Source organism: Microbispora sp. GKU 823 (assembly GCF_002027145.1).
GTDB classification, from domain to species: Bacteria; Actinomycetota; Actinomycetes; order Streptosporangiales; family Streptosporangiaceae; genus Microbispora; species Microbispora siamensis.
In genome coordinates this window covers 1-12300 of sequence record NZ_MWJN01000165.1, presented here as the reverse complement: position 1 = coordinate 12300, position 12300 = coordinate 1, and the positions used below count along the sequence as shown (strand labels likewise).

The following is a 12300-nucleotide window of genomic DNA, read 5'->3' as shown; positions in this document are numbered from 1 at the left end:
CGGTTGGGCGCGGGACTGCCGCACCGCCCCGGCGACCCCGCCGCCGACGTCGTGGTCGTCGCCACCCCGCCGTCCGCCGTACCGCGCGTGCTGCGGGACGCCCAGGCGCGCGGGCTCGGCGCCGTGTACACCGATGTGGCCAGCACCAAGGGCCGGCTCCTCGCCGAGGCGGAGGCCGCCGGGTGCGACCTCGCCACGTACGTTCCCGGCCACCCCCTCGCCGGAGGGGAGTCCTCCGGCCCCGCGGCGGCCAGGGGGAGCCTGTTCGCCGGCCGGAGCTGGGCGTTGTGCCCGCATCCCGCCACGTCGCCGAAGACGCTCGCCGCCGTGGCGGAGCTGGTGCGGCTGTGCGGTGCGGAGGCCGTACTGCTGCCCGCCACCGCTCACGACAGGGTCGCCGCCGCCGTCTCGCACGCGCCCCACCTGGTGTCGTCGGCGCTCGCGGCCAGGTTCGCCGACGCCGACGAGACCACCCTCTCGCTGGTCGGCCAGGGCCTGCGGGACGTGACCAGGATCGCGGGGGGCGCCAGCGGGTTGTGGCGCGACATCCTGGAGCAGAACGCGGACGCCGTCGCGACGGTTCTGGAGCAGCTCGTGGAGGACCTCGCCATGGCCGCGGCCGCGCTGCGGGGGAGGGGCGGCGCCGCCGGCGACCCGCCCACGGACCCGCTCACCGACCTTCTCGTCCGGGGCAACCGGGGGCGTGAGCTCATCGTGCGGGCCCGCGACGCGAAGGTGGAGTCGCTGGCCGCCTGACGGTTCCACGGCAAATGGGTTTTGTCGGGGCTTTTTGTCCGATTTCTGGCGTCGTTAATTCAGCAATTTAGAAGAAGCATGTCGCCCCCCTGGGGCCGATAGTTGGATAGCGTGGAACATCCATGGAAAGTCGCGGGCGAGGCGAAAGGCGGTCTCCTGGTGAGGAGGCCCCGATGCCTCACGCCTGCCGTCGTTTACCGACGTGCCCCCGGAAGCGTCCGGTGAAGGCGCGGGACGAAGTATCCGTCCACGACGCGCCGAACAAACGCCGGCCGCCGCCGGATCTGCTTGTGAGTAATGTGTCCGATGGATAAGGAACCCCACGTGTCAACTTCCTTCGATCACACAGTCGTCCCTCTCGACCAGTTGCTCGCGGAGTTCGGCGAGCAGGTCGTCACTCCCGACGATCCGCGTTACGACGAGATGCGCGCCGTCTATCCCGGTCAGTTCGACCGCAGGCCGGCGGTCATCGTCCGGCCGAAGGACGCCGCGCAGGTCGCGCGGGTCGTGTCGATCGCCCGCGAGAACGGCTGCGAACTGGCCGTCCGCGGCGGCGGCCACAGCAACGCCGCGCACGGCGTCATCGACGGCGGCCTGGTGCTCGACCTGCGCGACATGCGTGAGCTCGACATCGACGTCGAGGGTCGCACGGCGTGGGTGCAGGGCGGCATGAGCGCGGGCGAGTACACCCACGCCGTCGTCGCCCACGGCCTGGTGACCGGATTCGGCGACACCGGTTCCGTCGGACTCGGCGGCCTCACCACGGGCGGCGGCGTCGGCTACCTCGTCCGCAAGCACGGTCTGACGATCGACGACCTGCTGGCCGCCGAGGTCGTGACGGCGGACGGGCAGATCCTGCACACCGACGCCGACACCCATCCGGACCTGTTCTGGGCGATCCGCGGCGGCGGAGGCAATTTCGGGGTCGTCACCCGGCTCAAGTTCCGCCTGCACGAGCTCGAGTCGATCTACGGGGGCATCCTGATCCTGCCCGCGACGGCCGAGACCATCGAGGCGTTCGTCACGCAGGCGGAGGCCGCGCCCGAGGAACTGTCCACCATCGCCAACATCATGCCCGCCCCGCCGATGCCGTTCCTGGCCCCCGAGCACCACGGCTCGCTCGTGATCATGGCCATGATGGTCTTCGCCGGGCCGCAGGAGGACGGTGAGCGCGTCCTGGCCCCCTTCCGCGCCATCGCCGCCCCGCTCGCGGACATGGTGCAGCAGATGCCGTACTCCGGCGTCTACCCGCCCGAGGATCCCGGCTTCCACCCCGTCGCCTCCTCTCTCACGATGTTCGCCGACAGGATCGACCGGCAGGCGGCCGAGACGATCGTCAAGCGCCTCACGTCGTCCACCGCCTCGATGGCCGCCACGCAGCTGCGCGTGCTCGGCGGTGCCATGGCGCGGGTTCCGGTCGACGCGACCGCGTTCGCCCACCGGAAGAGCCGGATCATGGTGAACCTGGCCGCCATCTACGAGAGCCCGCAGGACGCGCCCGTCCACGACGCGTGGGTGGCGGAGTTCGCCGACGAGCTCCGGCAGAGCGACCACGGCGCCTACGTCAACTTCCTGGCCGACGAGGGCGAGGAGCGGATCCGCGCGGCCTACCCGGGGGCCACCTGGGACCGCCTCCGGGCCGTCAAGACGACGTACGACCCCACGAACTTCTTCCACCTGAACCAGAACATCCCGCCCCTGCCGTAGCCGGGGGAGCCGGCGTAAGGTCCCGTGGAACCCGCTCGGCGGGGTCCACGGGACTTTTGCGTGGGTGCCCTTTCGAACCGGCAATCTCAGAGATGAATTGCCTCATCCGGACATGATTGTATAAATCAGGGAATTTACGTGGCGGAATTCGCTCACGCGCCCCTCATGGATGCTTGCGGGAAATTGGGAGGACACCGGATGAATGGCAACCGTCCCAGCGAGCCGAGCCTCTCGCAGATCGAGGAGAAGGTCGCGGAGATCTGGAAGAACGTGCTCAACGTCCCGGACGGGATGGAGAGCGCGACCTTCTTCGACCTGGAAGGGGAGTCGATCTCGGCCGTGCGCCTCGTCTCCCGGATCGAGGAGGAGCTCGGGGTGTCCATCGACGTGGGCGACATCTTCGAGGAGGACCCCGACGCGCGCGCACTGGCGCGCAAGGTCGCGGAGGCGGCCCAGGCGGCCGCCGTGTGACCATCGTGTGACCAGGCCCACCCGGCGACGAGTACGCGTGCCCGGACCGGTGAGACGCCCTCCCGGCCCGGGCACACGTGTCCTCCCGCCCGGAGCGGGCCGTCCCCCGGGCCGGCGGCCGCGTCGTTCCTGGAAGTGACACGTCCTCGTACGTTCTTCCTCGCGGGTCGCTCCCACCGTGACGGCGAAAGGCCTCCCACACGCCCGGCGTGGGGAGGCCTCCGGCAGAAGAGGGGGCCCGGGTGGACGGTCAGACCGGCTCCGGCGCTATCTCCGCGCCGGTGGCGAGGTCGGCGACCCGGATGGCCTGCAGCGGGCAGCACTCCGCGGCCTCCAGGACGTCCTCGTCCTCCGGGATCTCCTCCCGGACGGGCCGCGCGCCGCCGGAGGTGAGCTCGAACCGGTCACCGGCGATCCCGACGCAGAAGCCGGAGGAGTGACACTTCCGCCGGTCGACCGTCAACCTCCATCGTGGTTCGGTCATCGTGCTCTCCACTCCTGTTTCTCAGAACGTGTGCGCGCGCTTCCGCGGCACGCCGTCGGGCCGCGGAAGCCGCGCGTGGTGGCCGGGGCGCCCGGCTCAGATGTAGAGCGTGTTGGGCTCCAGGCCGCACAGGACCCGGCCGTACAGTTCCGCGTTGGTGTTGGGGTGCATGAGGGCGTGCAGGCTGACGCTGCTCACGTCGCGGGCGATCCGCTGGATCGGCACGTCGGTGTAGATGGACGAGCCGCCGCTGGCCCCCGCCAGGATGTCCACCGCCTCCTTGGCCAGGCGGACCACGGCGCCCATGTCCGCACGCGCCCGGACCCGCTCCTCCAGGGACCACTGCTCGCCCGACTCGCCCTTGCCGTCCACGAGGGCGGTCAGCCGGTGGGCGTGGAACTCCGCCTCGTCGATCTTCATGGTGGCGTCGGCGACCTGCAGGTGGGTCAGCGGCGCCTCGGCCTGGGAGGCGTAGTCGGTGTAGGTGATCTTGCGCTGGGGCAGGCGCGCGAAGAACGCCTCCCTCGCGGCCTTCGCCAGGCCGAGCACGGTGCCGACCGACGACGCGGAGGCGACCGGCAGCAGCGGCGCCCGGTAGATGGGGCTGCCGGCGTTGAGCCGCGAGGCGTACTGCCCGCTCAGGATGGCCGGCAGGGGCAGGATCCGCTCGGCGGGGACGAACACGTTCTCGGCGACGGTGCTGACGCTGCCGGTGCCGCGCAGACCCGACGTGTGCCAGTCGTCCACGATCTTCAGGTCCGACATCGGGACCAGCGCCATGATCGGCAAGGGGCCTTCCGGTGTCATCCGGACCGCGATGATCTCCTGCCAGTGGGCGTGCCAGGCGCCGCTGACGAAGCCCCACTTGCCGTTGACGACGACGCCGCCGTCCACCGGGTCGGCCATGGCGGTCGGGCTCAGCGTGCCGCAGATGCGCACGTTCTCGGTCGAGAAGACCTCGTCCTGCACCTCGTCCGGGAACAGGCAGGCCATCCAGGTCGGGATCCAGTAGACGGAGGCGGTCCACGCGGTGGAGCCGTCGGCCTTCGCCAGCTCGGCGGCCACCTCGACGAGAGTGCGGGTGTCGGCCTCGTAGCCGCCGTAGCGTGCCGGGACCCGCAGCTTGAAGACGCCGGCCCCGGCCAGGGCCTCGATCGTGTCGTCGTGCAGGCGCCTGTTCTCCTCCGACCAGCCCGCGTTCTCCCGGAGAGCGGGCACGAGCTCCGATACGCGCCGGACGAGCTCTTCTCTCGTCGGGACACCGGTCAGCAACATCGTTTCCTCCTAGTCGTGTTTCGAAAGCCGTGTCCCGCCGCGCGTGGCCCAGATGGTCGCCTGGCCGCGTTGTCGCCCCACCCGCGAAGACGGCGCTTCTTCAACACTCAGGGGTCCGCAGATGACATCCCACCGAATGTCGCACCCCGTGCCCGACCGGCACACCTTCGTGATTGCGCTCGGGTCGTGCCGGACGGCACGCCGGAAGATGCACCGTCCGTCGGACAACCCGGACGATGAGGACGACCTGAGTCGAACTGAGACATGAGGGAACGCCCATGCCGCCGGGAACCCCAGCAGAGGACAGCATCAGGACAATCACCCTGGAAGCCTTCGCGGACACGATCATCCCGGGGGAGAAGAGGCACCCCGGCGACAGAGCCGTGGCGGGAGCGGCGGCCGGAGGCGGCGCCGTGCAGGCCGGTGCGATCGAGCTGCTGCAATGGAACGCGACCGGTGTGTCCGAGGGGCTGGACGACTACGCCCGCCTGCTGAACGAGCACGCGTCGGCCTACGCGGACGAGGCCGGTCTCGTCCTCGACGCGTCGGTCCCGCCGTTCGTGGCGCTCCCGTTCGAGCACCGTACGGCCTTGGTGGCGCGGCTGACCGCGCCGGACCACCCGGAGAAGCCGTTCTGGATCCTGCTCGCGCTGTTCAGCAACATGGCCTACGACTCGGCCGCCCACATGCACACCGCCGAGGCGATCGCCGCGGGCCACCCCGGCCTGCGCGCGATGGGCATCGCCGCCCCCCGGCGCCGATGGCCTGTGGCGCTTCCCCGCGTTCTCGTACGGCCGGCCGCTGGCCCGCCTGCACCCGGACACGACCCCCTCAGGGAGCCCCGCATGACCAGCACAGAGCGTACCGACGTCCTCGTGGTCGGAAGCGGCTTCGGCGGAGCGATCACCGCCTACCACCTCGCCGCGGGCGGCGCGAAGGTCGAGATCCTGGAGCGCGGACCGTGGCTGACCGCCAAGGACTTCGAGCAGGACTTCATGCTCGGGTCGTCGTACACGAGGATCTTCGACTTCACCGTGGGCGAAGGCATGAGCATCCTCGGCGGCAACTGCGTGGGCGGCGGAAGCGTGGTCTACTTCGCCGCGATGCCCCGAGCCCCGCGCTTCGTCTTCGAACGGCAGGGCGGCCTCGGGCGGCGGGTGTGGCCGGCGTCGGTCAGCCGCGACACGCTCGACCCCTGGTACGACCGCGTCGCCGAGTCGATCCCGATCACCAAGCAGGACTGGGACGACGTCACCTACGCCGGCGGCCTGTGGGCCGCCGCCTGCGACCACTCCGGCCGCACCGCCAACCCGGTCCCCGCGGCGGTCGACCGGAACCGGTGCACCAACTGCAACTGGATGATGGCCGGTTGCAAGTTCGACGCCAAGCAGTCGCTGCTGCTCAACTACCTGCCCGCGGCCCTCGCCCACGGCGCGCGGATCAGGCCGCTGCACGAGGTGCAGCGCATCGAGCGCAACCACGACGGCTCCTACCGGGTCCACTACGACCTCATCGACGAGGAGGACTACCGGATCCGCAGCGCCGGCGGGGCCATCGACGCCAAGATCGTCGTACTCGCCGCCGGGGCGGGGGCCACGCCGGTCATCCTGCAGCGCAGCGAGGCCGCGCTGGGCCGGATGCCGCACGGCGTGGGGCGGTACTTCTCCGGCAACGGGGAGCGCCTCAACACCGCGGTGCTCAACGAGGACCGGGTCCGCGAGGTCCTCGGCCTCACCCGGGAGGGCGGCCTGGCCTACGCCGCCAACCAGATCGGCAAGGGCCCCACCGTGGCCAACTGGGACCGGCTCGACGGCTCGCTCCCCGAGTTCACCCGCTACTCCCTGGAGCAGCTGTACTTCCCGCCCGGCCTCGGCACGATCCTCGCCCAGGTCGCGGACGCCGTCGGCCCGTCCTGGTTCGGCGTGCGGAAGAAGGAGATGCTCAGCCGCTGGCAGTCCTGGCTGATCATCTTCCAGATGATCGAGGACGCCAACGAGGGCGTCTTCGGGCCGCCGCCGGCCGCCGGCAACGCCGACCGCATCTCGCAGCAGATGCTCGGCGTCGGCCGCCTGCGCTACGACCCGGCCGAGACCACGCTCCGGGCCTGGGCCATGGCGGACGCCGAGGTGAAGGAGATCCTCGAACGCGACGGCCTGGCCGAGGTCACCGCCTGGACCAACGACGTCGTCGGGGCGTACACCGTGCACCCGCTGTCGTCCTGCCGGATGGGCGACGATCCCGCCACCTCCGCCCTGGACGACCGCAACGAGCTGCGCGGGCACCCCGGCATCTTCGTCACCGACGGTTCCGCCGTGCCGACGGCGCTGACCGTCAACCCCGCCATGACCATCGCGGCGCTCGCCGAGCGCGCGGTCCCCGGCATCGTACGGGCCGCCCGCGAGCGCGGCGTCGAGGTCACGTACGGAGCCCCCGCGCCTGACGGCGCCACGAGCGGCCGCCGCGGGGTGGCCGAACTGGTCCCCACTCTCATGCGGAAATAGGAAAGGTGACCGGCCATGGGCGCGATCCTCACCCGGGCGACCCTGTCCGGCTCGCTGGCGCAGGTCAGGCACGTCACCCCCGTGCCGCCCGGCGCGGCCTCCGATCACGTACGCGCGGTGTACGCGCAGGTCGAGCGGGACTTCGGCATGCTGGCGCCGCCGGTGATCCTGCACTCTCCGGCACCGGAGTCCCTCGCGGCGTGCTGGACGATGCTGAGAGAGTCGCTGCTCGCGGCCGGAGCGGTGGGCAGGCCGGTCAAGGAGGCGGTCGCCGCCGCGGTGTCGCACGGCAACCGCTGCCCCTACTGCGTGGACGTGCACGCCGCGACGCTGCGGGGCCTCACCCGCGGCCGCCACGCCGCGGAGATCGCCGCAGGGCGGCTGGAGGCCGTCGACGATCCGGCGATCCGCGACGTGGCCGAGTGGGCACGCGACCTCGGCCGCCGCGAAACCGCGCGGCGCCCGCCCGGGCCGCCCGCCGAGGCGGCGGAACTGGTCGCGGTCGCCGTTGTCTTCCACTACCTCAACCGCATGGTGAACGTCTTCCTCGGTGACTCGCCGCTGCCGCCCGAGGTGCCCGCGCGGGCACGTCCCGGTCTCATGCGGCTGTTCGGGCTGGTGATGAGCCCGGCCGCGCGCAGGGCCGGAACTCCGGGGCTGTCGCTCGACCTGCTGCCCGCGGCGCCGCCGCTCGCGGAACTGGCCTGGGCGAACGGCTCGCCGCGCATCGCGAAGGCGTTCGCCCGCGCCGCCGCGGCCACCGACGCCGCCGGCCGCCGTTCGGTGCCGGAACCGGTCCGCGAACTGATCGGCGCCCTGCTCGACGAGTGGGACGGCGCGCCTCCCGGGCCCAGCCGCGCGTGGGCCGCGGAGGCCGTCCGCGCCCCTGCCCGAGACGCAGCGCCCCGGCGGGCCGCCTGGCGCTGCTCACCGCGATGGCCTCATACCAGGTCGACCAGGGCGTCGTGGACGACTTCCGGCGCGGCACGCCGGAGGATCGGGCCCTCGTCGAGCTGGTCTCGTGGGCGAGCCTGGCCGCGGCCCGCCGGGTCGGCGCCCGGGCCGTCGCCCGGCCGGCCGCACACGCATCCCGATCCGACCACGAGTGAGAGGACGTCCCGCATGACCCAGTTGGAGACCGTGCTCAAGGACCTCGCCACAGAAGGCGAGAAGCTCGACCGCCTGGTGTCCGGCCTCGACGCGGACCAGTGGCGGCTGCCCACCCCCGCGCCCGGATGGACGATCAGGGACCAGATCGCCCATCTCACCTTCGTCTTCCGGCTGGCCGCGACGGCGGCGAGCGACGCCGCGGCGTTCGAGGCGATGACGGCGCCGGCGAAGGGGAACTTCGACGCGGCGGTGAACGCGGCGCTGAAGGACTACGAGAACGACACGCCGGAGGTGCTGCTCGCCCGGTGGCGGGCCGAGCGCGAGAGGGTGACCGGGGCGCTCGCCGCCGTCCCGGCGGGTCAGAACGTGCCCTGGCTGGTCAACCCGCTGCCCCCGGTGGTGCTGGCCTCCGCCGGGATCATGGAGCAGTTCGCCCACGGGCAGGACGTCGCCGACACTCTCGGCGTGGACCTGCGGTGGTCGGAGGGCCTGCCGCACCTCGTCGTGTTCGCCGTGCTGACCCGCGACTTCGGCTATCTCTCGCGCGGCCTGACGCCTCCGGCGGAGGAGTTCCGCTTCGAGATCACCGCGCCGTCCGGCGAGGTGTGGGCGTACGGCCCGGAGGACGCCCGGCAGCGCGTCAGCGGTCCCGCCCTCGACTTCTGCCTTCTGGTGACCCGGCGCCGGCACCGGGCCGATCTCGCGGTCACCGCCGTGGGCGAGGAGGCCGAGCGCTGGCTGGACATCGCCCAGGCGTACCGCGGGCCGGCGGGCGCCGGCCGTACGCCCGGTCAGTTCGCCCCGCCCGCGTGTCAGGGGTCCCGCCACTCCGGGCCCTGGCCGCGCTGTCCCGTGGTCCCGCCGCACGTCCGGCGGGACCACACGCGTGTGCGCGCCCAGCGCGGCGATCTCGGCGCCGAGCGCGTCGACGGCGGCCGCGAGCTGCGCGTCCGACAGGTACGGCGCCGGACCGAGCCGCAGCCACTCGCCGCGGCTGTCGGCCAGCACGCCCCGGGCCGCCAGGCCCTCGCGCAGCCGCGCGGCGTGGGGGGAGCGGAGCGCGAGGAACCCCCCGAAGTCCTCGGGCGCGCCCCGGCGGTCGCGGGTGATGACATGATCGGGGGCGTCGAGCGCGTCGAAGCGCTCCGCCAGCAGCCCGACCTGGCGCAGCGAGACCTCCCGCAGGAACCCCGGGGTGAGCCCGTGCTCGGTGAAGAACCGGAACACCCGGGCGGCGCGGTAGTGGCTCACCGGGTCGTACGTCGCCCCCGCGAAGCGCGCCGCACCCTCCGGATAGCCGACGCCGCCGGGGCGCGGGGCGGCATCCAGCTCCGCGAACTCCGCGAACCATCCGGTGATCACGGGCCGCAGCGTGGCGGCGTGCGGGGGGATCCGCAGGAAGCAGTTGCCCTCGCCGAGCTGGAGGTACTTGTAACCGCCGCCGACCACCCACGCGGACTCCAGGTCCGCCGAGGAGAACGGCACGGCGCCCAGGGCGTGGTAGACGTCGACGAGCAGTTCCGTCCCCCGCCGGCGGCAGACGGCGGCGAGGCGATCGAGCCCCGGCACGATCCGGGCCGTCTCGAAGAGGACCGCCGACACCAGGACGGCGGCGGTCCGGTCGTCGACGGCCTCGGCCATCCGCTCGGCCAGGGTGTCCGCGGGCTCGGCCGGGATCCTGACGACCTCGACGCCCTCCTCCGCGAGCCGGCCGAGCTGGCGCCGCATCGTGTGGAACTCCCCGTCGCCGGTGACGAGCCGGGGCCTGCCGCGCAGGTCGAGGGCGGACAGGAAGCGCAGCAGGAGCTCGTGCGTGGAGCCGCCGAGGGCGAGCTCCGCGGACGGCTCGTGCAGGAAAGCGCGGAACCCCTCCCTGACCAGCTCCGCCTTCTCCATCGCCCGGCCCCACTTGGCGTCGGCGTCCGCGGCGGCGTCGTGGAACGCCTCGATCTGGCCCTCCAGCGCGACGTCCGGCCACGCCTGGTGGGAGTGGCCCGTCAGGAGCAGGCGCCGTTCGACCCCGAACATCGAGTAATGGGGCGCGAGCCGCGCCGACTGGTCGTTCACGTCAGGCTCCGCATGGTCCACAGATCGGGGAACACCGGCGTGAACGCCTGGGCGTGGGAGGAGATGGGGGCGTGCTCGCCGTCCATCGTCCGCTCCACCATCGACAGGTGGCGATAGCGCCATTCCTGGAAGCACTCGTCGAGGTCGGTCAGCCGCTCGCAGAGCTGTGCCGCCATCCCGTCGTCCTGGTAGACCCGCACCAGCACCGTCTGCAGCTCCCGCGAGGGCTTCAGCGGCGCGGACACGTTCCGGCAGAGCAGCTCGTACGGCACCGCGTAGCCCTCGGCCACGAGCAGGCGCAGGAAGGCGTCGAAGACCGATGGCCGGCTCATGGCCGCGCGGATGCTCCTGCCCGCCTCGTTCTCCTCGGGGTGGTGCTCGTACATCCAGGGGTGGCGCTGCCCCAGGACCGCCTCCACCTCACGGAAGCGGGCGGTGGTGCACAGGGCGGCGAACCGGGGGGTGGCGAGCGGTTCGATGATCTCCATCTGGGCGACCGCGGCCTTCAGCACGCGGAGCGACCGGTCGAGGGCGGACAGGGCGCGGGCGCAGTCGCCGGCGGCCAGCCGGACCTGCAGCACCGTCAGCTCGTGCAGCAGCTGGGTGAACCAGAGTTCCTGGGTGCGGTAAACCGTGCCGAACAGCGTCTCGCCGCTCCCGTCCGCCCCTGAGGACCGGCGAGGCGGTGCCCCGGCCGGAGCCGGTGTCGTGGAGTAGGTGAGCAGGGGTGCGTTGCCGGAGTCCATGGGTGCCTCTCCTTCACAGGGATCGCGCGGCGGCGGCCGGGGTCGGTTCCGGGGCGGTGATGGGCGCCTCGTGGCCGTCCCGCAGGGCACGGCGGTCCACCTTGCCGGACGACGTATGGGGCAGCGCGTCCACGAAGCGGACGTCGCGGGGGTACTTGCGCGGGGCGAGCCGCTCCTTGACGAAGTCCCGCAGCTCGTCGGCCGTGACCTCGCCGCGCCGGACCACGTAGGCCCTCGAACGGGTCAGGCCGTCCTCCTGGTAGCCCACGACCGCGCACTCCAGCACCGCCGGGTGCGTGCGCAGGCAGTTCTCGATCTCGGCGGGAGCCACGTAGACGCCGCCGATCTTCAGCAGGTCGTCCACCCGCCCGCGGTACTCGAAGGAGCCGTCGGAGCGGCGGACGACCAGGTCGCTCGACCTGACGGTGTGCTCGGCGACGAACGTGGCGGCGCTCTTGTCCGGTTCGCGCCAGTATCCGAGCGCCACCGGCTCTCCGGTGATCTCCAGACGGCCGACCTCGCCGTCCGGCACCTCGTTCCCGTCGTGGTCCACCACCCGCGCGCGGTAGCCCGGCACGACCTCGCCCAGGCTCCCGGGGCGGGACCGGCCCGGGCGGTTGGACAGGAAGATGTGGTAGGCCTCGGAGGAGCCGATCCCGTCGACGACCTCGACGCCGAAGGTGTCCAGCCACCGGCGGTGCAGTTCCGGCGGGAGGGCCTCGCCCGCGGACGTGCACAGCCGGATCGAGCTGAGGTCCTGCTCGGCCGCCGCCGGGTGGGCGACCATGGCCGCCATCATCGTCGGCACGTTGACCAGGATCGTGGGCCGGTGCCGCGCGATCAGCTCGAAGATCCGATCCGCCGTGCTGCGCTCGGGAAAGACGATCGCGGCCGCGCCGGCCCCGAACGGGAACAGCGTGGCGAGGTCCCTGGCGTAGCCGAAGAAGAGCTTCGGCACCGGCAGCACCAGGTCGTCGGGGCGCAGGTCCAAGATCCCCCGCGCGTACCACTCGAAGCTGAGCAGCGGGGCGCGGGCGGGAAGCATGCAGGCTTTGGGCGCGCCGGTGCTGCCGGTGGTGAACTTCCAGATGGCGACGTCGCCGGGAGCGAGGGGCACCGGGTCGAGCTCGGCGGGCTGGGCGGCCACCAGCGTCTCGAAGTGATACTCGCCCTCCCGCAACTC

Annotated in this window: 9 protein-coding genes and 1 pseudogene; 7 read left to right on the top strand and 3 right to left on the bottom strand. The window is 72.3% G+C overall.

From position 1 onward, the window contains the following. The 3 genes from B1L11_RS42505 to B1L11_RS42495 form a co-directional block, all read left to right on the top strand. Positions 1-756 (top strand): prephenate dehydrogenase/arogenate dehydrogenase family protein (locus tag B1L11_RS42505; RefSeq protein WP_143737948.1); only part of this gene is annotated, 756 nt, incomplete at its 5' end. Positions 757-1080: 324 nt separating this feature from the next. Beyond that, positions 1081-2463 (top strand): FAD-binding oxidoreductase, encoded by a 1383-nt coding sequence (locus tag B1L11_RS42500; protein ID WP_218671665.1) that lies wholly within the window; start codon positions 1081-1083, stop codon positions 2461-2463. 198 nt (positions 2464-2661) lie between these two features. Next, a complete protein-coding gene (locus B1L11_RS42495; protein WP_079320828.1) occupies positions 2662-2934 on the top strand; it encodes an acyl carrier protein in 273 nt (90 codons plus the stop codon). A gap of 250 nt (positions 2935-3184) precedes the next feature. Here B1L11_RS42495 and B1L11_RS42490 read toward each other — a convergent pair whose 3' ends face one another. Together B1L11_RS42490 and B1L11_RS42485 are read right to left on the bottom strand one after the other, a co-directional pair. Continuing rightward, positions 3185-3418, bottom strand: coding sequence for a ferredoxin (locus B1L11_RS42490; RefSeq protein ID WP_079320831.1), 234 nt, complete (start codon positions 3416-3418; stop codon positions 3185-3187). 96 nt (positions 3419-3514) lie between these two features. Beyond that, a complete protein-coding gene (locus B1L11_RS42485; RefSeq protein ID WP_079320827.1) occupies positions 3515-4693 on the bottom strand; it encodes an acyl-CoA dehydrogenase family protein in 1179 nt (392 codons plus the stop codon). A gap of 278 nt (positions 4694-4971) precedes the next feature. Here B1L11_RS42485 and B1L11_RS55630 point away from each other — a divergent pair. From B1L11_RS55630 to B1L11_RS49270, 4 genes and pseudogenes are all read left to right on the top strand, one after another. Beyond that, positions 4972-5388, top strand: a pseudogene (locus B1L11_RS55630) (DUF5987 family protein); the annotation flags it as partial. Positions 5389-5458: 70 nt separating this feature from the next. Continuing rightward, positions 5459-5542 carry a DUF5987 family protein gene (locus tag B1L11_RS55625; protein ID WP_372974782.1) on the top strand — a complete coding sequence of 28 codons (84 nt, stop codon included), beginning with the start codon at positions 5459-5461 and terminating at the stop codon, positions 5540-5542. Beyond that, complete coding sequence (locus tag B1L11_RS42475) at positions 5539-7194, top strand: GMC family oxidoreductase (RefSeq protein ID WP_079320826.1); 1656 nt, start codon at positions 5539-5541, stop codon at positions 7192-7194. The genes B1L11_RS55625 and B1L11_RS42475 overlap by 4 nt, the downstream gene beginning before the upstream one ends. Before the next feature lie 15 nt (positions 7195-7209). Next, the gene (locus B1L11_RS49270; RefSeq protein ID WP_218671664.1) at positions 7210-10488 is read left to right on the top strand and encodes a TIGR03084 family metal-binding protein; all 3279 of its coding nucleotides are present in this window, start codon (positions 7210-7212) and stop codon (positions 10486-10488) included. A gap of 642 nt (positions 10489-11130) precedes the next feature. On the opposite strand, the gene B1L11_RS42450 is transcribed toward B1L11_RS49270, so the two are convergent. Beyond that, positions 11131-12300, bottom strand: a 1170-nt coding sequence (locus tag B1L11_RS42450; RefSeq protein ID WP_143737947.1) for an AMP-binding protein, incomplete at its 5' end; no start/stop codon positions are given.